A 19,532-nucleotide genomic window follows, 5' to 3' on the forward strand; every position below is an offset into this window, starting at 1 on the left:
CGGAATGACGTCATCAAGGAGTGGGAAGCGCCTAGTGCTGCTACCTCTTCCCCATCGCAGCGTCGACGCTGATCGGACCCGGGCCCGAGGTCGCAAGGTAGAGGCAGGCGAAGCAGAACGCGATCGCCAGACTGCCGTTATTGAGCAGCGGGTAGAACCCTTTTGGGAAATGGCCGATGAAGTAAGCGAAGGCCATTTCACCCGCCAGGATGAAGGCGACGATCCGCGAGAACAGGCCGATCATCAGGAGCCCGCCGAGCACCAATTCGAGTGCGCCGGCCGCGCCGATCAATGAGAACAGCTCGACCTTCTCGAACATTGTCCCGGGTGGGAATTTGAAAATTTTGGCAACGCCGAACTGAAACAGCAGCAGTCCCGTGATGAACCGGAACAGGCTGAGCGCCACCGGCTGGAGCTTGGAGAACATCTGGTCCATTGTCATTTACCCCCTGTTTGACACACTGGAACGTTGCAAGATGCAGAAACACACGGTGTCCGCCACCGGAGTGTGATGTCAACACCTTGCGCCTGGAATCATTCCTCGCGCGATGGCAGTTGCGAGAGAACGCGGCAGCGGCACGGTGACGCGCAGCGATCCGTGTTGCGACGCGATCGTCAGCCCGAACTCCGTCCCCGACATGATTATACTGCATAAACATGTCACGGCCTCACTGGCATGGCGTGCAGCGGCTCTCCATTCACATTGCTGTCAGACCGGGAGAAACGCGGGGCATAAAAAAAGCCGCGTGCGGGACGCGGCTTTTCTGCACCAGTCACGTGAAGGTAACTACTACCGCCACTCGACCTTGGTGATCTCGTAGGCCTTGGCGCCGCCCGGCGCCATCACCTCGACGGTGGTCCCCTTCTTCTTGCCGATCAGCGCGCGCGCGAGCGGCGAGGTGATCGAGATGCGGCCCTTCTTGGCGTCGGCCTCGACTTCGCCGACGATTTGCCACACCGCCTTCTTTTCGGTGTCCTCATCGATCAGCGTCACGGTCGCGCCGAACTTGATGGTGTCGCCCGACAGTTTCGAAATGTCGATGATGTCGGCGCGCGCGAGCTTGTCCTCGAGCTCGGCGATGCGGCCCTCGTTGTGCGACTGCTCTTCCTTTGCGGCGTGATACTCGGCGTTCTCCGAGAGATCGCCGTGCGAGCGCGCTTCCGCGATGTGTTCGATGATGCGCGGACGATCCACCGATTGGCGATGCTTCAACTCGTCCGTCAGCGCGGCGTATCCGCCCGCGGTCATCGGAACCTTATCCATCATCTTCGTCCTTCATCGCGCGCGCCCGGCGGCCGTGCACGAATATCCAGTTCAGCTAACGCAGGAATCAGGGCGCCAACGCGCCCGGAAGCCCAGTGATATTCGGCCCCGCTAAGGGCCGTGACAACATCCAATCGCGCGGTGAGTTCCAGCCATTCGGCTAATTGACCGCTTCGGGCCTTCAGCCCGGGCAGCGGTCAGCTTTCGGAAAAGTAACTCTGAAGCGTGCGGACCTCAAGGTCCCCGGCCCGATAGGCCCGGATTCCCCGTGCGGCCGCCACCGCGCCCGAAAGAGTGGTGTAATATGGCACTTTATGCAAGAGGGCAGCCCGCCGCAGCGAGCGGCTGTCGGCCAGCGCCTGCGGACCTTCGGTGGTATTGAAGACCAGCTGGACGTCGCCATTGGTGATGGCGTCGACGATGTGCGGACGGCCTTCGAGCACCTTGTTCACCTTTTCCGTCGGCACGCCGTTGTCGCTGAGGTAGCGCTGCGTGCCCGAGGTTGCCATCACCTTGAAGCCGAGCGAGTGCAACAGCCGCACCGCATCCGCGATGCGCATCTTGTCGTCGCCGCGCACCGAAACGAACACCGTGCCCTGCCGCGGCACGCGCGTGCCGCCGCCGAGCTGGCTCTTCGCGAACGCGACCTCGAAGGAGCGGTCGATGCCCATCACTTCGCCGGTCGAACGCATCTCCGGTCCGAGCACAGTATCGACGCCGGGGAAACGCGCGAACGGGAATACCAATTCCTTCACGCCGACATGGCCGAGCTTCTTCTTCTTCAGCTTGAAGTCGGCGAGCTTTTCGCCGGCCATGATCCGCGCCGCGATCTTGGCGACCGGCGTGCCGATCACCTTGGCGACGAACGGCACGGTGCGGGATGCGCGCGGGTTGACCTCGAGCACGTAGATCTCGCCGTCCTTGATGGCGTATTGCACGTTCATCAGGCCGACCACGTCGAGCCCGAGCGCGAGCTCGCGGGTCTGCCGCTCCAGCTCCTCGATGGTCTTGGCGTCGAGCGAATGCGGCGGCAGCGAGCAGGCGGAGTCGCCGGAATGGATGCCGGCTTCCTCGATGTGCTCCATGATGCCGACGATGAAGGTGTCCTTGCCGTCGCAGAGACGATCGACGTCGACTTCGGTCGCGTCGGACAGATAGCGGTCGAACAGCAGCGGGTTCTTGCCGAGCACGGTGTTGATCTGCCCGGTCTTGTCGTTCGGGTAGCGCGCCTTGATGTCGGCGGGCACCAGCTCAGGCAGCGTTCCCAGCAGGTAGTCGTCGAGCTGGTTCTCCTCGCGGATGATCTGCATCGCGCGGCCGCCGAGCACGTAGGACGGACGCACCACCAGCGGCAGGTCGAGATCGGCGGCGACGAGGCGGGCCTGCTCGACCGAATAGGCGATGCCGTTCTTCGGCTGCTTGAGACGCAGCTTGTCGAGCACGCGCTTGAAGCGGTCGCGGTCCTCGGCGAGGTCGATCGCATCAGGCGAGGTGCCGAGGATCGGCACTTCAGCGGCTTCGAGCGCGCGGGCAAGCTTCAGCGGGGTCTGGCCGCCGAACTGCACGATCACGCCGTGCAGCGTGCCGTTCTTGCGCTCGGTCGCGATGATCTCGAGCACGTCCTCGGCGGTCAGCGGCTCGAAATACAGCCGGTCGGCGGTGTCGTAGTCGGTCGACACCGTTTCCGGGTTGCAGTTGACCATGATGGTCTCGTAGCCGGCGTCCTCGAGCGCGAAGCAGGCGTGGCAGCAGCAATAGTCGAATTCGATGCCCTGGCCGATGCGGTTCGGCCCGCCGCCGAGGATGATCACCTTCTTGCGGTCCGACGGCGCGCTCTCGTCGGCGAGTTCGCCGGCGAACGGCCGCTCATAGGTCGAATACATGTAGGCGGTCGGCGACGCGAACTCCGCCGCACAGGTGTCGATGCGCTTGAACACCGGGCGCACCCCGAGCGCGTGGCGCTTGGCGGTGACGTCGGCCTCGGTGGTCTCCGTGAGCACGGCGAGCCGCGCGTCCGAGAAGCCCATTGCCTTCAGCATCCGCATCGCGAACGCATTGGTCGGCAGGCCGCTGCTGCGGACCTTGCCTTCCGTCTCGACGATGGCGCGCAGTTCGGCGAGGAACCAGGGATCGATCTTGCAGGAATTGAAGATATCCTCGTTCGACCAGCCGAGCCGCATCGCCTGCGCGACCTGCAGCAGGCGGTTCGGCGTCGGCGTGCCGAGCGCCGCGCGGATCGCGTTCTTGTCGTCGCTGCGGCCGAGACCCTCGATGTCGATCTCGTCGAGGCCGGTCAGCCCGGTCTCGAGCCCGCGCAGGGCCTTCTGCAGGCTCTCCTGGAAAGTGCGACCGATCGCCATCACCTCGCCGACCGACTTCATTGAGGTGGTCAGCGTGGAAGAGGCGCCGGGGAATTTCTCGAACGCAAAGCGCGGAATCTTGGTGACGACGTAGTCGATCGTCGGCTCGAACGAGGCCGGCGTCGCGCCGCCGGTGATGTCGTTGGCGATCTCGTCGAGCGTGTAGCCGATCGCAAGCTTGGCGGCGACCTTGGCGATCGGGAAGCCGGTGGCCTTCGAGGCCAGCGCCGACGAGCGCGACACGCGCGGATTCATCTCGATCACGACCATGCGGCCGTCGTCCGGATTGATGCCGAACTGCACGTTGGAGCCGCCGGTCTCGACCCCGATCTCGCGCAGCACCGCAATCGATGCGTCGCGCATGATCTGGTATTCCTTGTCGGTGAGCGTCAGCGCCGGCGCCACCGTGATGGAATCGCCGGTGTGCACGCCCATCGGATCGACGTTCTCGATCGAGCAGATGATGATGCAATTGTCCTTCTTGTCGCGCACCACCTCCATCTCGAACTCTTTCCAGCCGAGGACGGATTCCTCGATCAGCACCTCGTTGGTCGGCGAGGCATCAAGGCCGCGCTCGATGATGTCGAGATATTCTTCCTTGTTGTAGGCGATGCCGCCGCCGGTGCCGCCGAGCGTGAAGGAGGGGCGGATGATCGCGGGCAGCCCGATGTCGGACAGCGCCATCAGCGCTTCGGCCAAGGCCTGCTGCTGGTAGCGCTTGCGCCGCTCGTTCTCGCCGCCTTCCCACTGCCGTTCGAAGGCTTCGAGCTCGGGGCCGGACAGCTTGGCCTGATCGGCGAGGTACTTGTCGCGGTCGGACTTCTTCAGCGCCGACGCATTGGCGAGCCGCGACCTCGGCGTCTGCAGCCCGATCTTCTCCATGGCGTCGCGGAACAACTGGCGGTCTTCGGCCTTGTCGATGGCGTCGGCGGTGGCGCCGATCATCTCGACGTCGAACTTCTCCAGCGTACCCTGCTTGCGCAGCGACAGCGCGCAGTTCAGCGCGGTCTGGCCGCCCATGGTCGGCAGCAGCGCGAAGCCGCCGGGCACGACGTGGCGTTCCTTTTCGATGATCTTGGCGACGATTTCGGGCGTGATCGGCTCGATATAGGTCGCATCCGCCAGCTCCGGGTCGGTCATGATCGTCGCCGGGTTGGAATTGACCAGGACGATCCGATAGCCCTCTTCCTTGAGCGTCTTGCAGGCCTGCGTGCCGGAATAGTCGAACTCGCAGGCTTGGCCGATCACGATGGGACCGGCGCCGATGATCAGGATGGTGGAGATGTCGGTTCTTTTGGGCATCAGCTCTCGCGGACTGGAATTTAGGCACAAAAAAGGGCGCGCTTCCCGCGCGTCCCTCGAGCCATGCGCTACATGTTGTAGCGCTGGAAGCGCGATCCCTCGCGCGCGGGTGGTCTTTAGACCAGTTTCCGCACCCGCGAAACCCCCAAAAACGCGCAATCAACCGCGATTCTGGGGAAAATCCGCATTCGGCGTATGCCCGGTTGGGGGGCGAGGGATGTGGGGGGCTACCGGCCCGGCTTCGCCCTGCGGGCTACGCCGCGGCAGCCTTCGCTACGAGAAGGCCTGCCGAGCCGAAGCTGCGTCAGCAGCGAAGGCTGGAGGCCCGGCCTGGATTTGAACCAGGATAAACAGTGTTGCACCACTGCCGCGTCGAAGCTTCCGCCACCGGGCCGAGTGGATCATTGCTGATTATTTCAGCGGCCGCCACGTTTACTGGTGGGTAACGTTAATAGCTGGCGCAACCCAGGATCAGTGGTGCGCCACGAACGTCATCCGCCACGGATTGTGCCCGATGTTGCGCGGCGCGCGGGTGGCGCTGAAGCCGGCGGCGCCGAGCTTGGCGATCATCTCGTCCTCGCGGTAGCGCTGCAGTCCGATCCGGGTGCGCAGCTGGCGGTAGTCGGACAGCGCGGTTGAAGCCAGCCCGACCAGCGCATCGCGCAGGAAACCGTGGGTCGCCGCAAAGCGCAGCAGGGCCGCGACGTCCCTGGCCATCCCGACTTCAGGCCGCAGGATATCGCCGAGCACGAACCGGCCCGAGGGCTTCAGCAGGCGGTGGATCACGTCGAACGCGGAATCGAGCTCCTGCGGCGTCATGTATTGCGCCACCGAGTTCATCACCACGAGGTCGATCGAGTCCGCGTCCATGTGCTTCAGGTCATCGAGCGAGCGGACACGGATGCGGGTGTCGGGCGCAAAGCGCGCGACCAGACGGCCGCGTACGCCGGGCGCCGGCTCCGCCAGATAGAGCTGGGCGCAGGCATTGGCGACCTTCGCCGCCGACAGCGCCTCGCCGCAGGCATAGTCGAGCACCACGGCATCCGGCGACGTGATGTAGCCGATGATGTCGTTTGCGATGATCTGGAAATGCAGGTCACGGTGCAGTCGGCTCGCATAGATCGTATGCGTGGAATCGTAATAATCGATCCATTCATCCATCGCGTTTGGTATCCGGCAGAACGGGTTCCTGGCCTCAGGAACGGGTGGGCTGATGATGCGTTAGCGGTCCGGCGGCCAATGTTCAATGCGCCGAAATACGGGTTCCTAACAGGAAGGTCCAACGTGAGCAAAGCCAAGACTGACAAGATCTCGCCCGATCTCGACACGCCGAGCGACCTGCCGCAGGCTGCGGTGGACACGATCTCGGCCTCGCTCAACACGCTTCTGGCCGACGCCTTCGCGCTCTATTTGAAAACCAAGAATTTCCATTGGCACGTCAGCGGCCGGCATTTCCATGATTACCATTTGTTGCTGGACGAGCAGTCGGAGGCGATCTTCGCGACCACCGACCAGCTCGCCGAGCGGGTGCGCAAGCTTGGCGGCGCGACGCTGAAGTCGATCGGCGATATCGCCAAGCATCAGACCATCAAGGACAATGACGACGATTATGTGCCGCCGCGCGAAATGCTGCGCGAGTTGATGGAAGACAACAAGCACATGGCGGCTGCGATGCGCAAGGCGCACAAGCTGGCTGACGACCAGGAGGACTCCGGCACCGCAGGCCTGCTCGAAACCTTCATCGACGAAACCGAGCGCCGCACCTGGTTCCTGTTCGAGGCCAGCCGCCAGGAAGGCAGCAACGCGGCGTAAGCTGCGTTGCCGCACCCGCGAGGAAGCAATCCAGAGCTGCTTTGCTCCGGACTGCTTCGCGAAGCTTGCGGTCTGGCCGCCCGGCTGCGGTCAGTGCGGTTGAAGCCTACTGAGCTGACAGACCCACCGCTGTCTCCAATCGCACGATCGGCGGAGGATTCCACTTTCCGGTCAGCGCCTCCGATTTCGGACCGTAAAGGCGCATGGTCAGGTTGAAAGCGCCCTTCGGCGCCGGGAGCCAGTTGGCTTGCTTGTCCGCGCCCGGACTTTCGTTCTGGAAGTAGAGATCGAGCGAGCCGTCCGGGTTGTATTTGAACGGCATCCAGCTGGACACAGCGAAGCGGTTCAGCACGTTGCCGACCTGGAATCCTTCCTGGTCGTAAAGCGTGATCGACCAGAAGGCATTGACCGGCGGGGCCGCGCCCTTCTCAAAGGTGATCGTATACTTGTTGGCGCCGTCGAGCGGTTTGCCGGTATTGTCGGCGAGATTGAGCGGATAAATGGCGTCCTCCGGCAGGTTGGCGCCAAGCCCGAGCTGCGCGACGATCGCACGCTTCAAATAGTAGTTGCCGTAAACGCCCATCGTGTCGGTGTTCATCGACCAGCCGTTCGCAACGGGCGCCAGCGTCGGCACCTTCCATGCCATCAGCTTCTGCCCGTCCTGCGGCGCCGTCTCCAGCGCCCGTTGCAGCACCGGGTCCACCTTGCTGATTTCGAAGCTCTTGCCGGGCTCGATGCCGATCCTCTTCATCTGCGCGATGATTGGTTCATCGGTGATGTGCGGCGGGTGAAGCTTGAGCAGCTCGGCGGCCTGCGCGAAGTAGACGCCGGCCGACATGGTATCGACCTGCACCTTGGGCGCCGTCTTCATGTCGACGCTGGGATCGATACTGACCTCGGTCGGCTTCTGAGTCTTGCCGAACTCGGAAAGAGGCGTGACCTTGTAGCCGGCCTGGATCTTGTGGACCGCATCGTAGTCCGGCGGGCCGTCCGTCTTGGTGCGGCCAATGACCCAGACGTAAGGCGTCGGCGCGTCGATGCGCTGGGTATCCTTCGGAAGCTTGAACTCCTCCGCAAACCTGTCGCGCAGATCAGGCCGCCATCCCGGAGCCGTCACCAGAAAGGTCCCCGCTTTGGTGCCCGTGGTGCGCCAGCCGGGCGAGGCGAACACATCCGACCACATGTCCAGCATCGGCAGCAAATAGAAGCGTCCATCGGTATCGGGAACGGAGACGACAACCGGCTCCTTGGTCATGTCCAGCCATGAAACGGAATAGAGCGTATCGAAGTTGGACCGCACCACGCCCTTGAAATTCGCCGGTGGGTATTCGGGCACGTTGACGAAGGTATTCATCGGGCCCTTGAAGTTGTCCTTGCCGGGCTCGACGTTGGTGAACTGCTTTCGCGTGATGTCCATCGTCAGGAGCGGGTAGAAGTAAATATAGGCGTCCACCGCGATCGCGTGTGCCTCCTGCTCGTTGATTGCCGGCGCCGTCTGGGCCAGCGCTGCAGGCGCGGTAGCCGCGCCAATGCAGAGTGACAATGTCAGCGTCAGAATTCCTCGAAACATGTCGAATTCTCCTCTTCTGATATGTGTTGCGGTTGCTTGTGGGAGGCGCGGAGCATCTGATGCCGTCAGGTGATGTGTATGACCTCCGCAAAAAGAGCAGCAGCGGACGCGGAAGCTCTGTCACTCCCGCAGATGAATCGCGCGCCTTAAGGTGTCATTGGCGGTATAAATCGCCGCAGCGATGCTGACTTAAATCAAGGTTCTTTGAAAAGTGATGCCGGCAGGCTTAACGTTGAAAAGGGCTGCACTACCTCCACGCGTGGCACTCTAGCACGAGCAGGAAGCGGGAGCGAGTAGCGCTCAATATGGCGACAGGCCGAATCGTCAGCGGCCTTCCGTGATCACGGGCATTCTCTGCCCGCATAGTTTCGGGAATCCGCTGAGCGCGCAAAAAGAGCCCCACGCATAACGATTGGGCTACGGATAATCAATTTAGGTTGCCTGTATCCCGTCACCTTCCCCAAGGGGGAGAACGAAGCACAGTCCGTTCGACAATCTTGAATCCTAGCGCTTCCACAGCCGCACCAGCGGCCCGTCCTTGCCCATCACCGGATCGGTCGCGGGGATCGCGACCAGCGGGATCGTCTTCAGCGCCCTGGCGTGGTTCTCCGGCGTCGGCCGCTGCAGATCCATCGGGGGGCCCGGCGGATAGGCGCCGACCACGCAGAAATCGTCGCTCGCCGACAGGCATTGATGCCCGGTGCCGGCGGGCAGGATCGCGACGTCGCCGGCCGCGATCTCGAGTGCTTGCCCGCGCTCGCCGCCAAACTGCACGCGCGCGCGGCCGCGCGCGACGCCCAGCACCTCGTGCACGGTGGCGTGGTAATGCGCGAAGTCGTAGACGCCGTTGCGCCACATCGCGCCCCAGCCGTTGTTGCCGAACAACTGCTCGATGCTGGCCTCAGGATTCTTGCTGACGTCGACGGCGGCCCTGTAGACCAGGAACGGCATCGGGTTGTTCGGCACCAGGCCGTCGTCCTGGAAGACGATGGTCAGTGGTTCGATATCGGTACGGACGACCGACATGGTGGCTCTCCAGCGCTGCGAGGTGCCGTGGTCTCCAAACCAACAAACCCTCGGTCCGCAAACCGTTCCAGCTAGATTTTGAACTTCAGCACGTCTTCCTTGAATTTGAGCCCGTGCCCGGGCCGCTCCGGCGCGGTGATCATGCCGTTGGCGATTTCGGGCGGGTCGACCCAGAGATCGTCGATCAGCGCCATGTTCTCACACCAGATGCCGTTCGGAATCGAAGCCAAGAGGTGCACATTGAGTTCGGGAAACAGATGCGGCGCGATCGTGATGCCGAACGTGTCCGCAAGCGCCGCGATCTTGCGCAGGTCGGTCATGCCGCCGCGCATCGGGTCGGGTTGCAGGATCGGCAGGCAGGGATTGAGAAAGAACGGCCGCAGATCGTAGCGCGTGAAATGCGTCTCGCCGCCGACGACGCGCATGTCGAGCGCCGCCGCGATGCGCTGATAGCCGGCGAAATCATCGGCCGGCACCGGCTCCTCGAGCCAGTAGATATCGTACTTCTCGAACTTGCGTCCCATCTCGATGGCGACATCGGCGCTCCAGCCCATGTTGACGTCGATCATGATGTCGATGTCGGGCCCGAGCGCCTCGCGCATGCGGCGCACATTGTCGAGGTCCTGCGCCGGAGTGTGGACATGCGCGACCTGCATCTTGATCGCCTTGTAGCCCTGCTTCACGAAATGCAGCGCCTTCTCGATCATCCCGTCGCCGCCGGCGCCCCGGAAGCAGCCGGAACCATAGATCGGGATTTCGGAGCGATAATGCCCCCACAGCCGATGCAGCGGCAGGCCGGCCCGTTTCCCCACCGCGTCCCACAGCGCGATGTCGAGCGCCGACATGGCCATCGCGGCGATGCCGCCGCGGCCATAGGTCATCGTCGCCGTCCACAGATCGCGCCAGATCGCCTCGATCGCGGTGGCGTCCTTGCCGATGACGCGCGGGATGATGCACTCGTCGAGACAGGCTGCGATCGACTTCATCGCCGGCTTGAACACGAACAGATAGCCCATGCCGGTGACGCCGCCTGATGTCTCGACGTCACAGATCAGAATGTCGCGCGTCGCGCCGAGCGCTGCGCCTTTCAGCCAGAGATCGTCGGCCCAGGGCAGCCGCAGCATCGTCACGCGGATGTCGCGGATGGTCATGTCTGAATGGGCTGAAATCATCGGCGTTTCCTTTCCAGGCCGGATCATGTTTGCCTGATCTCGGACAGGGAAACTCAATCACAGAGCGCAGGCCGCGATCCAGCGCGCTTCGTCATGGCTCCAATGCGCCAAGATCTGGCGCCAAGACGCGATTGCCTTCAGGTACTTTTGGGCAGTTCGAACACCAGGCAGGTCGTGGTGGCATGCGCGAGCAGCTTGCCCTTGCCGTCGGTAATCCGCGCTTCCGCGGTCGCAATCCGGCGGCCGGCGTTGAGCACGTGGCCCTCGGTGCGGATTTTGCCGGTGTCCTGGCTCATGCCGCGGACGAAGGAGATCTTGAACTCCAGCGTGGTGTAGCCAAAGCCCTGCGGCAGCGTGGTCTGCACCGCAAGCCCCATCGCGGAATCCAAGAGGATCGCGGCGTAGCCGCCATGCACCGAGCCGATCGGGTTGTAGTGGCGCAGGCCCGGGATGCTGTGGATCACCACATGGCCGGTCTCGGCGGTGCAGTCGAACGGCTCGACATTCTCCATGATCGGCGGCTCCGGCAGGGTCCGGGCGAAGATGCCGCGCACGAAGTCGAGCCCCGGCATCGACGTCATCACCGCCATCGAGGAGACGCCGTAGACGGGCTTCGGGGTGGCGGGGGCGGTCATTGAGAAAAATCTCCGTCATTGCGAGCGAAGCGAAGCAATCCATCGCTCCAAGCTGGGATAGATGGATTGCTTCGTCGCTGCGCTCCTCGCAATGACGGGTGTGTCTACGCGGCCTGCTTGTTCTTCCGCATCAGATCGGCGAAGCGCTGGAACAGATAGTGCGAGTCGCGCGGGCCGGGCGAGGCTTCCGGGTGGTATTGCACCGAGAACACCGGCTTGCCCTCAAGCGCGATGCCGCAATTGGAGCCGTCGAACAGCGAGATATGGGTCTGGGTCGCGCCTTTCGGCAGCGTCGCCTGGTCCACGGCAAAGCCGTGGTTCATCGAGGTGATCTCGACCTTGCCGGTGGTCTCGTCCTTGACCGGATGGTTGGCGCCGTGATGGCCCTGATGCATCTTCATGGTCTTGGCCCCGACGGCAAGGCCAAGCATCTGATGGCCGAGGCAGATGCCGAAGGTCGGCGTCCCCGACGCGATCACCTTCTGGATCACGGGCACGGCATATTTGCCGGTGGCGGCGGGATCGCCGGGGCCGTTCGACAGGAACACGCCGTCCGGCTTCATCGCCAGGATGTCTTCGGCGGCGGTCGTCGCCGGCACCACGGTCACCTTGGCGCCGACGCCGGCGAGCAGGCGCAGGATGTTGCGCTTGATGCCGTAATCGATCGCGACCACGTTGAATTCCGGCGCGGTTTGCTGGCCGAAACCGTTGCCCCACACCCAGGGCGTCTCGTCCCAGGTGAAGCGCTGGCCGGAGGTGACCATCGGCACCAGGTCCATGCCCTCGAGGCCGGGCCATTCGCGGGCTTCTTCCTTCAGGCCGTGCAGGTCGAACTCGCCGTTTCTGGCGTGCACGATCACCGCATTGGGCATGCCCTTGGAGCGGATCAGCGCGGTCAGCGCGCGGGTGTCGATGCCGGAGAGGCCGATGATGCCGCGCGCCTTCAACCACAGGTCGAGATGGCGGGTGGCGCGGTAATTCGAGGGATCTGATATCGCCGAGCGCAGGATCACGCCGCGCGCGCCGGGCGTCGCCGCCATGTTCACCGTCTCGATGTCTTCCTCGTTGGTACCGACATTGCCGATATGCGGGAAGGTGAAGGTGATGATCTGGCCGGCATAGGACGGATCGGTGAGGATCTCCTCATAGCCGGTCATCGCGGTGTTGAAGCAGACCTCGCCGACGGCGTGGCCTTCCGCGCCGAGACCGAAGCCTTCCAGCACGGTACCATCGGCGAGCACAAGGAGCGCGGTCGGTTTATGGTCCGGCCAAGCGGGAGCGTTTTCGGATGTTGTCATGAGCCCTTTAAATAGACGCCGCACCCTGCGGCGTCAAAGCGAAAGGGCACGGATTCACACGGCAATACCGGCCGATTTGACAGGCCCGAACGGCCTTTTAATCTAAAGTTCCCTGAAGCGGCCGTTTGCTTGCCGAAAATGACCCGTCCGGAGCTCCCGCATGGATAATACGATGCCGATCCTGCTCGTCCCGGGCCTCATCTGCTCGCCGCGGATTTTCGCCCCCGTCATTCCGGCGCTGTGGCGATGCGGGCCGGTGACGGTCGCCAACCATATCAGGGACGACAATATGGGGGCCATCGCCCGCCGGATCCTGGCCGAGGCGCCGCCGCGCTTTGCGCTCGCCGGGCACTCGATGGGCGGCTACATCGCCTTCGAGATCATGCGGCAGGCGCCGGACCGGGTTGCGAAGCTGGCGCTGATGAGCACCCAGGCGCGGGCCGATACGCCGGAAGCGACCGCGCGTCGCCGCGGCATGATCGAGCGTGCCAGAAGCGGCCAATATCGCAGCGTGGTCGATGAGCTGTTTCCGGGCTTCGTGCATCCGTCGCGGCAGGGCGATGCAAGCCTGCGCCGGATCGTCGACGACATGAGCGAGGACGTCGGCGCCGAGGCTTTCATCCGCCAGCAGAACGCGGTGCTCAGCCGGCCGGATTCGCGGCCGAGCATGGCCTGGATCAAGTGCCCGACCTTGGTGCTGACGTCGGATACCGACAACACCGTGCCAAATTCGCTGTCGGACGAGATGGCCAACGGCATTCCCGGCGCAAAACTTGTAGTGCTCGCCAATTGCGGTCACCTGCCGCAGCTGGAACTGCCGCAGGCCTGCGCCGATGCGCTGGTCGAATGGCTGAGGAACTAGGTTGTTCTGCCGGTGCAAACTGCCTAGATGAGGGGATTGCTGGCTCAAGGACAACGAAATGCTGCGCGACGACATCAATACTGCGGTCAAGGAAGCGATGAAGGCGAAGGACGAGCGCAAGCTGTCCACGCTGCGCATGGTTAATTCGACCATCAAGAACGCCGACATCGACGCGCGCGGGCAGGGCAAGCCGCCCCTCTCCGATGCCGACCTGCTCGGCCTGCTGCAGAAGATGATCAAGCAGCGCCAGGAGTCGGTCGAGCTCTATGACAAGGGCGGCCGCGCCGAGCTCGCGGCCCAGGAGCGCGAGGAGATCGCCGTGATCTCGGCGTACCTGCCGAAGCAGATGTCCGATGACGACGTGAAGGCCGCGATCTCGGCGATCATCGCCGAGACGGGTGCCGCCGGCATCAAGGATATGGGCAAGGTGATCGGCGCGTTGAAGGCGAAATACGCCGGCCAGATGGATTTCGGCAAGGCCAGCGGCCTGGTGAAGGCGGCGCTGACGGTCTAGCCGTCCGTCCCGGCTGGCTTGCGGCGCAAAGTGCCGCGGACCGAATTGCGGGAACCTTTCTGCTGACGGAGCATCTGACGGGCATGACCTTGCGATGACTCCGCAAAGGAAAGGCTCCGATGAACCCGATTGTGCATGCGCTGGATCGTGCAAGAGCCGCTCAAACCAAATCCGACAAGCCGACCCGGGCCGAAGTCGAGGCAGCAGTCCGCACCATCATCCGCTGGACTGGTGACGATCCCGAGCGGGATGGTTTGCTTGAAACTCCGGCGCGTGTGACGCGTTCGTTCGAGGAATTCTTTGCGGGTTACGACCAACGTCCCGCGGAGATCCTGGAAAAGACCTTCGAGGAGATCGAAGGCTACGACGAAATGATTGCCCTGCGGGGCATCCGCTTCGAGAGCCATTGCGAGCATCATATGGCGCCGATCATCGGTCAGGCCTGGGTTGCCTACATCCCGAACGGCCGCGTGGTCGGCATCAGCAAGCTGGCGCGGGTGGTCGACATCTATGCCAGGCGTTTGCAGATCCAGGAGAAGATGACGGCGCAGATCGCCAACACCATCAACGACGTCTTGAAGCCTCAGGGCGTAGGCGTCATCATCAAGGCGTCGCATCACTGCATGACGACCCGCGGCGTGCACAAGCCGGATACCGATCTCGTGACCAGCCGCATGCTGGGTTGCTTTCGCGACAATGCGCTAACCCGCCAGGAATTCCTCGGCATAGCGGTTTAGAGCGTCACAGGGCGATGGAGGAATGATATGGCCGATCAGCAAGCTCCTTCCGGTCCGGATCTGACACAAGGCGTTGCCCTCTCCGACTTCACGGGCGCGATGTTGCTCGGCCATGTCGGCGACGAGGACGTGCTGCTGGTGCGCTCGGGGGCGGATATCTTCGCCATCGACGCGCATTGCAGCCATTACCACGGCCCGCTCGCCGAAGGCCTCCTTGAGGGCGAGACCGTCCATTGCCCCTGGCATCACGCCTGCTTCGATATTCGCACCGGTGAAGCGACCGCCGCGCCCGCCTTCAACGCGCTCGCCGTCTGGAAGGTCGAGCGGGAGGGCGATCGCATCATCGTGCGCGAGAAGCGCGCGCAGCCGAAACTCCGCGTCAAGGGCCCGGTCGATGCGCCCGGCAGCATCGTGATTGTCGGCGGCGGCGGGGCGGGGTTTGCCGCCGCCGAGATGCTGCGACGGCAGGACTATCGCGGCAGCATCGTCATGCTGAGCGGCGAGGCCGCGCCGCCGGTGGATCGTCCGAACCTGTCAAAGGACTTCCTCGCCGGCAGCGCGCCGGAAGACTGGCTGCCGCTGAAGCCGGACGATTTTTATCGTGACGCGGCGATCGATCTGAAACTCAGGACCGAGGTCAAGTCGATCGATACCGGCCGCCGCAATGTCGTGCTCGCCGGCGGCGAAACGCTCGCCTATGACCGGCTGCTGCTGGCGACCGGCGCGGAGCCGGTGCGGCTGCCGATTCCGGGCGCGGACCAGCCCCACGTTCATGTGCTACGCACCGTCGACGATTGCCGGGCCATCATCGCCGCGGCCAGCGGAGCGCGCCGCGCGGTGGTGATCGGTGCAAGCTTCATCGGTCTCGAGGTGGCGGCCTCGCTCCGCGCGCGCCAGATCGAGGTTCACGTGGTCGGGCTGGAACAGCGGCCGATGGAGCGCGTACTCGGGCCGGAGATGGGCGATTTCGTCCGTGCGCTGCACGAAGAGCATGGTGTCGTATTCCACCTCGGCGACACGGTGACCGCGATCGAGGGCAAGCGAGCCCGCCTGAAGAGCGGGCCTGTGCTCGATGCCGATCTCGTCGTGGTCGGTGTCGGCGTGAAGCCGCGGCTGGCGCTGGCGGAAGCGGCCGGGCTCGCCATCGACCGCGGCGTGACAGTCGACGCCTATCTCGAGACCAGCGTTCCCGGCATCTACGCGGCCGGCGATATCGCGCGCTGGCCCGATCCGCACAGCGGCGAGACGATCCGGGTCGAGCATTGGGTGGTGGCGGAGCGCCAGGGCCAGACCGCCGCGCGGAATATGCTTGGGCAGCGCGAGGTGTTCGACGCGGTGCCGTTCTTCTGGAGCCAGCATTACGACGTGCCGATCGACTATGTCGGCCATGCCGAGCAGTGGGACGAGATCGCGGTGGACGGCAGCATTGCCGGCAGGGATTGCGTGCTGCGCTACAAGCGCGGCGGGCGCGTGCTCGCGGTCGCGTCGATCTATCGCGACCTCGATAGCCTCAAGGCCGAGGTCGCAATGGAGCGGGCGTCAGCCTGACGGCTTTCTCCTCAAGGATGTTCGTAGCCCGGATGCAGTGAAGCGAAATCCGGGGAGTCTGTCCACTCGATGAGAACCCCGGATTGCGCGGAGCCTGTCATCGGGCGCGCGTTCGCGCGACCGCTCCATTCGGGGTTCTTTATCCGGGCATCACATTCTTCGTCAGCCCGGGCTTGTCCCGGGCATCGACGTCTTTACAATCTGCCACAGCAAAACGCGGATGGCAGGGGAAAGGCCCGGCCATGACGAGGGACGGAAGCAACACACACCATGCTCAAGGAAGCCGCTACTTACGACGAGCTCTATCGCAACTTCCGCTGGGACGTTCCCGCGCGCTTCAACATGGCGACCGCGTGTTGCGACCGCCATGCCGACGGCACCGGGCGGCTCGCGCTGGTCTATGTCGACGAGGATGGCGGCACCACGCGCACCTCGTTCGACGAGGTCGCGGACGCCTCGCGCCGCTTCGCCAATGTGCTGACCGCCGACGGACTGGTGCGCGGCGACCGCGTCGCGGTGTTCCTGTCGCAATCGCTCGAACTGCCGGTCGCGCATCTCGCGGCGTTTCGCGCGGCGATGATCTCGATCCCGCTGTTCGCGCTGTTCGGCGAGGACGCGCTCGAATTCCGCCTGTCGAATTCTGCTGCCAAGGCCGTGATCACCGATGAGGCCGGCTGGGAGAAGATCGCGAAAATCCGCGATCGCCTGCCCGAGTTGAAGAGCATCTATATCGTCGGCGAAAAGACGCCGGCGGGGACAAAACCGTTCTGGAGTGCGATCAAGTCGGCATCGCCCGAGTTCGCGACCGTCGACACCTCGGCCGACGATCCCGCGCTGATCATCTACACGTCCGGCACCACGGGCAATCCGAAGGGCGCGCTGCACGCGCATCGCGTCGTGCTCGGCCATCTGCCCAATGTCGAGATGTGCCACAACTTCCTGCCGAGGCCCGGCGACCTGATGTGGACGCCGGCCGACTGGGCCTGGATCGGCGGCCTGATCAACGGCCTGTTCGCATTCTGGTACCACGGCATCCCGATGGTCGGGCACCGCGCCCGCAAGTTCGAGCCGCAGGCAGCGATGCAGATGATGGCCGAGCTCGGCATCCGCAACGTGTTCCTGCCGCCGACCGCGCTGAAGCTGATGCGGCAGGCCAATGTGAAGAATTCCGGCGTCAGGCTGCGCAGCATCTTCACCGGCGGCGAGTCGCTCGGCGGTGAATTGCTGGATTGGGTGCGCGACACCTTCGGCATCGACGCCCATGAGGTGTTCGGTCAGACCGAATGCAACCTCGTGATCGGCAGCAATTCCAATCTGTTTCCGATCCGTCCGGGCTCGATGGGCCGCGCTACGCCGGGCTTCGACGTCCGCATCGTCGACGAGAAGGGCGAGGAGCTGCCGCGGGGCCAGCGCGGCATCATCGGCGTGCGCCAACCGTGCCCCTGCACCATGATCGAGTACTGGCGCAATCCGGAAGCGACCGCGAAGAAATATGCCGGCGAATTCCTGCTGACCGGCGATCTCGGCGTGCAGGATGAGGACGGCTATTTCTGGTACGTCAGCCGCGAGGACGACGTCATCACCACGGCCGGCTATCGTGTCGGCCCGTCCGAGATCGAGCACACGCTGATGAAGCATCCGGCGGTCGCGATGTCGGCGGTGGTCGGCATCCCCGATCCGATCCGCACCGAATCGATCAAGGCCTGGATCGTGCTGCGGCCGGGCTACGCGCCGGGCGATGCCCTGGCGCGCGAGATCCAGGAGTTCGTCAAGGTCCAGCTCGCCGCCCACGAGTATCCGCGCTTCGTGCAGTTCGCCGACAGCCTGCCGATGACGGCGACGGGCAAGGTGCTGCGGCGGGAGCTGAGGGCGCTGGGCTAGATTCTCTCGGACAAGTTCGTCACGATACGCACATGCAAAAGACTGCCTCGCAGGCCCCCGGCCTGCATCGCGCCTCGCTCAGGAAGCTCCATGAACTGGATGCGGCGCTGGAGCTGATGTACTACGGCTGGCGCGGGATGACGCTGGCGGCTGACCAGTATCTTGCCACGGTTGGCCTGTCGCGCCCGCACCATCGCATTCTCTACGTCGTTGCGCGGCGGCCCGACATCTCGATCGGCTCGCTGATCGAGGTGCTCGGCATTTCCAAGCAGGCCCTGAACCGGCCACTTGGCCTGTTGCTGGAGCGTAAGCTCGTGGCGGCGAAGCGGTCGCCCGAGCAGCATCGTTCCAAATTGCTGCACCTGACCGCAGCAGGGCAACGCATCGAGCAGCGCGCGTCCGACCACGAGCGCGAGGTGCTCCGTGAGGCGTTCGGTCGTGTCGGCGCGCCCGGCACCGCCGCATGGATGGCGGTGATGGGAGCGATCGCCGACAACAACTAAGCTAATGTCAACGTAGTTGACGTGAGAATGCCGCCGTGCCAGTCTTCCCGCGGTCACCGAGGGGGAGGGCAGTCGAGTGGGCGAACAGATCATGGACCGGGCGGCCGCCGGACGCTTTGTCGAGGCGTGGTGCGCGAACTGGTGCAGGGTCGATATCGACGCCGTCGTCGCGCACTTCGCTGAGAATGCCGAGATGCGCAGTCCGTTGGCGCTCAAATTGACGGACTCTCCCGTGGTCACGGGGGCTGAGAACATCCGCGCCTACTGGCGCAAAGCCTATGGCAGCATTGCAAGCGCGGACCTCAAGATCCTGAACTGGAGCTGGGACGAGACGATCGCGCGCCTGACGGTGTGGTGGCGACTCGGCGACACGCGCGCCAGCGAATTCATGGACTTCAATGGCGCCGGCGTGTGGTGCGCAGCGAAGCATTCTACGGAAAATAGCCCATGCGGTTTTTGGATGTCGTCCTGCTGCTCAACGCGCTCTGGTTTGGCGCCGCATTCGTCCAGTTCAGCATCGCCCAGCGCAACACGCTGAAGATCCTGGTCCCACGCGAGGAGCGTGGAAACCCGATTGCGCCGACCTTGTCGGCCAGCGTCGCGTTTCTCGGCGGCATCAATCTGCCGATCGGGCTTCTCTCGATGTACTTCCTGGTCGCAAGGCCGCCGTTCTTTCAGGGCGTTGAGGCGCAGCTCGCATTGTTCCTGTTTTTCGCCGCATGTCACTTCAGCCAGTTCGCCTACAATTTGCCTGTGCTGATGCGCGGCGGGCGCGTCGGGGTCGCTTACTGGCCGGTGCTGAAGGGCCCGATGCTCAGGATCTTCGTCATCGACGCGACGCTGTTCGTAGCGAATCTGATTGTCGCGCTGTTGCTCGTGTAGCTCTCTCCACCGTCGTCCCGGGCAAGCGCAGCGCGACCCGGGACCCATAACCACAGCCGTTCATTGTTGTGCGACGCTGTGGCCTCAGCAAGCCCGAGCACGTAAAGCGGTGGTTATGGGTCCCTGCTTTCGCAGGGACGACAGCGGAGTGTGGGGCGACATGTCG

18 protein-coding genes and 1 tRNA gene are annotated in these 19,532 nt (G+C 63.9%); 9 read left to right on the top strand and 10 right to left on the bottom strand.

Annotated features, from left to right (window positions below):
• Positions 1–40 precede the first annotated feature (40 nt).
• The 5 genes from ACSKB9_RS30930 to ACSKB9_RS30950 form a co-directional block, all read right to left on the bottom strand.
• The gene (locus ACSKB9_RS30930; protein WP_057017035.1) at positions 41–436 is read right to left on the bottom strand and encodes a DoxX family protein; all 396 of its coding nucleotides are present in this window, start codon (positions 434–436) and stop codon (positions 41–43) included.
• Positions 437–790: 354 nt separating this feature from the next.
• On the bottom strand, positions 791–1,264 hold the full coding sequence (gene greA / locus ACSKB9_RS30935; protein WP_018269816.1) for a transcription elongation factor GreA: 474 nt from the start codon (positions 1,262–1,264) through the stop codon (positions 791–793).
• A gap of 197 nt (positions 1,265–1,461) precedes the next feature.
• On the bottom strand, positions 1,462–4,926 hold the full coding sequence (gene carB, locus ACSKB9_RS30940; protein WP_438077831.1) for a carbamoyl-phosphate synthase large subunit: 3,465 nt from the start codon (positions 4,924–4,926) through the stop codon (positions 1,462–1,464).
• Positions 4,927–5,244: 318 nt separating this feature from the next.
• Positions 5,245–5,320 (bottom strand) — tRNA-OTHER (locus ACSKB9_RS30945).
• Between the two features lie 77 nt (positions 5,321–5,397).
• Positions 5,398–6,087, bottom strand: a complete 690-nt coding sequence (locus ACSKB9_RS30950) for a class I SAM-dependent methyltransferase (RefSeq protein ID WP_438077833.1) — start codon at positions 6,085–6,087, stop codon at positions 5,398–5,400.
• A gap of 123 nt (positions 6,088–6,210) precedes the next feature.
• Here ACSKB9_RS30950 and ACSKB9_RS30955 point away from each other — a divergent pair, with 123 nt between their 5' ends.
• Entirely contained in the window at positions 6,211–6,738 is a 528-nt protein-coding gene (locus ACSKB9_RS30955; protein ID WP_057017033.1) for a Dps family protein, read from the top strand.
• 106 nt (positions 6,739–6,844) lie between these two features.
• Here ACSKB9_RS30955 and ACSKB9_RS30960 read toward each other — a convergent pair whose 3' ends face one another.
• From ACSKB9_RS30960 to carA, 5 genes are all read right to left on the bottom strand, one after another.
• Positions 6,845–8,308, bottom strand: a complete 1,464-nt coding sequence (locus tag ACSKB9_RS30960) for a DUF1254 domain-containing protein (protein ID WP_438077835.1) — start codon at positions 8,306–8,308, stop codon at positions 6,845–6,847.
• Between the two features lie 504 nt (positions 8,309–8,812).
• A complete protein-coding gene (locus tag ACSKB9_RS30965) occupies positions 8,813–9,334 on the bottom strand; it encodes a hypothetical protein (RefSeq protein WP_438077836.1) in 522 nt (173 codons plus the stop codon).
• 71 nt (positions 9,335–9,405) lie between these two features.
• Complete coding sequence (locus ACSKB9_RS30970) at positions 9,406–10,506, bottom strand: mandelate racemase/muconate lactonizing enzyme family protein (RefSeq protein WP_438077838.1); 1,101 nt, start codon at positions 10,504–10,506, stop codon at positions 9,406–9,408.
• A 137-nt stretch (positions 10,507–10,643) separates the two neighbouring features.
• A complete protein-coding gene (locus tag ACSKB9_RS30975; protein ID WP_438077840.1) occupies positions 10,644–11,141 on the bottom strand; it encodes a PaaI family thioesterase in 498 nt (165 codons plus the stop codon).
• Between the two features lie 104 nt (positions 11,142–11,245).
• Positions 11,246–12,439: a glutamine-hydrolyzing carbamoyl-phosphate synthase small subunit gene (carA, locus tag ACSKB9_RS30980; protein WP_076827979.1), complete on the bottom strand. Its 1,194-nt coding sequence runs from the start codon at positions 12,437–12,439 to the stop codon at positions 11,246–11,248.
• A 160-nt stretch (positions 12,440–12,599) separates the two neighbouring features.
• Between carA and ACSKB9_RS30985 the strand changes: the two genes are divergently transcribed.
• The 8 genes from ACSKB9_RS30985 to ACSKB9_RS31020 all read left to right on the top strand — a co-directional run bounded on the left by ACSKB9_RS30985 (position 12,600) and on the right by ACSKB9_RS31020 (position 19,366).
• Positions 12,600–13,301 (top strand): alpha/beta fold hydrolase, encoded by a 702-nt coding sequence (locus ACSKB9_RS30985; protein ID WP_253624871.1) that lies wholly within the window; start codon positions 12,600–12,602, stop codon positions 13,299–13,301.
• Between the two features lie 58 nt (positions 13,302–13,359).
• Positions 13,360–13,815 carry a GatB/YqeY domain-containing protein gene (locus ACSKB9_RS30990; RefSeq protein ID WP_438077843.1) on the top strand — a complete coding sequence of 152 codons (456 nt, stop codon included), beginning with the start codon at positions 13,360–13,362 and terminating at the stop codon, positions 13,813–13,815.
• A gap of 119 nt (positions 13,816–13,934) precedes the next feature.
• A complete protein-coding gene (gene folE / locus ACSKB9_RS30995) occupies positions 13,935–14,552 on the top strand; it encodes a GTP cyclohydrolase I FolE (RefSeq protein ID WP_438077845.1) in 618 nt (205 codons plus the stop codon).
• A 27-nt stretch (positions 14,553–14,579) separates the two neighbouring features.
• Positions 14,580–16,100, top strand: coding sequence for an FAD-dependent oxidoreductase (locus tag ACSKB9_RS31000; protein ID WP_438077847.1), 1,521 nt, complete (start codon positions 14,580–14,582; stop codon positions 16,098–16,100).
• A 270-nt stretch (positions 16,101–16,370) separates the two neighbouring features.
• The gene (locus tag ACSKB9_RS31005) at positions 16,371–17,981 is read left to right on the top strand and encodes an acyl-CoA synthetase (RefSeq protein ID WP_438077849.1); all 1,611 of its coding nucleotides are present in this window, start codon (positions 16,371–16,373) and stop codon (positions 17,979–17,981) included.
• Positions 17,982–18,013: 32 nt separating this feature from the next.
• Positions 18,014–18,484, top strand: a complete 471-nt coding sequence (locus tag ACSKB9_RS31010) for a MarR family winged helix-turn-helix transcriptional regulator (protein ID WP_438077851.1) — start codon at positions 18,014–18,016, stop codon at positions 18,482–18,484.
• A 76-nt stretch (positions 18,485–18,560) separates the two neighbouring features.
• Positions 18,561–19,022: a YybH family protein gene (locus ACSKB9_RS31015; protein WP_438077853.1), complete on the top strand. Its 462-nt coding sequence runs from the start codon at positions 18,561–18,563 to the stop codon at positions 19,020–19,022.
• Positions 18,932–19,366: a hypothetical protein gene (locus tag ACSKB9_RS31020; RefSeq protein WP_438077855.1), complete on the top strand. Its 435-nt coding sequence runs from the start codon at positions 18,932–18,934 to the stop codon at positions 19,364–19,366. The genes ACSKB9_RS31015 and ACSKB9_RS31020 overlap by 91 nt, the downstream gene beginning before the upstream one ends.
• The last annotated feature ends 166 nt before the right edge of the window (positions 19,367–19,532 follow it).

Origin of the sequence: Bradyrhizobium sp. BR 1433, from assembly GCF_051547665.1 — a bacterium.
Classification (GTDB): Bacteria; Pseudomonadota; Alphaproteobacteria; order Rhizobiales; family Xanthobacteraceae; genus Bradyrhizobium; species Bradyrhizobium australafricanum.

Coding starts and splice junctions, on each gene's coding strand:
- ACSKB9_RS30930 (WP_057017035.1), bottom strand. CDS start 436: ATGGACCAGATGTTCTCCAAGCTCCAGCCGGTGGCGCTCAGCCTGTTC.
- greA (WP_018269816.1), bottom strand. CDS start 1,264: ATGGATAAGGTTCCGATGACCGCGGGCGGATACGCCGCGCTGACGGAC.
- carB (WP_438077831.1), bottom strand. CDS start 4,926: ATGCCCAAAAGAACCGACATCTCCACCATCCTGATCATCGGCGCCGGT.
- ACSKB9_RS30950 (WP_438077833.1), bottom strand. CDS start 6,087: ATGGATGAATGGATCGATTATTACGATTCCACGCATACGATCTATGCG.
- ACSKB9_RS30960 (WP_438077835.1), bottom strand. CDS start 8,308: ATGTTTCGAGGAATTCTGACGCTGACATTGTCACTCTGCATTGGCGCG.
- ACSKB9_RS30965 (WP_438077836.1), bottom strand. CDS start 9,334: ATGTCGGTCGTCCGTACCGATATCGAACCACTGACCATCGTCTTCCAG.
- ACSKB9_RS30970 (WP_438077838.1), bottom strand. CDS start 10,506: ATGATTTCAGCCCATTCAGACATGACCATCCGCGACATCCGCGTGACG.
- ACSKB9_RS30975 (WP_438077840.1), bottom strand. CDS start 11,141: ATGACCGCCCCCGCCACCCCGAAGCCCGTCTACGGCGTCTCCTCGATG.
- carA (WP_076827979.1), bottom strand. CDS start 12,439: ATGACAACATCCGAAAACGCTCCCGCTTGGCCGGACCATAAACCGACC.
- ACSKB9_RS30985 (WP_253624871.1), top strand. CDS start 12,600: ATGGATAATACGATGCCGATCCTGCTCGTCCCGGGCCTCATCTGCTCG.
- ACSKB9_RS30990 (WP_438077843.1), top strand. CDS start 13,360: ATGCTGCGCGACGACATCAATACTGCGGTCAAGGAAGCGATGAAGGCG.
- folE (WP_438077845.1), top strand. CDS start 13,935: ATGAACCCGATTGTGCATGCGCTGGATCGTGCAAGAGCCGCTCAAACC.
- ACSKB9_RS31000 (WP_438077847.1), top strand. CDS start 14,580: ATGGCCGATCAGCAAGCTCCTTCCGGTCCGGATCTGACACAAGGCGTT.
- ACSKB9_RS31005 (WP_438077849.1), top strand. CDS start 16,371: ATGCTCAAGGAAGCCGCTACTTACGACGAGCTCTATCGCAACTTCCGC.
- ACSKB9_RS31010 (WP_438077851.1), top strand. CDS start 18,014: ATGCAAAAGACTGCCTCGCAGGCCCCCGGCCTGCATCGCGCCTCGCTC.
- ACSKB9_RS31020 (WP_438077855.1), top strand. CDS start 18,932: ATGCGGTTTTTGGATGTCGTCCTGCTGCTCAACGCGCTCTGGTTTGGC.